We start from the raw sequence: 280 nt of genomic DNA on the forward strand, positions 1-280 counted from the left end.
ATTTATGAAGACGATAACCCATATGGTTCAGATGGTCATGGGGTTTGGGTTACATCTTGTATGGCTGTAAATAAACCTGGAGTGTATGTTGGTACTGCACCGGAGGCAAATTATTGGCTTTTTAGAACGGAAGACCAGTCTTCAGAACAACTCATTGAACAAGATTATTGGGTGAGCGCAGCTGAGTATGCTGATAGTGTAGGAGTTGATCTTATCAATTCATCACTATATTATGGAACGGGATATGGTAGCCCTCCAGAAATGTATAGATTTGAAACAT

Annotated in this window: 1 protein-coding gene; it reads left to right on the forward strand. The window is 40.0% G+C overall.

What is annotated here, in order from left to right:
- On the forward strand, window positions 1–280 hold a 280-nt coding region (locus JYB63_RS23075; RefSeq protein WP_272873609.1), incomplete at both ends, for a S8/S53 family peptidase.

Origin of the sequence: Aliamphritea spongicola (genome assembly GCF_017051665.1) — a bacterium.
GTDB lineage: Bacteria > Pseudomonadota > Gammaproteobacteria > Pseudomonadales > Balneatricaceae > Amphritea > Amphritea spongicola.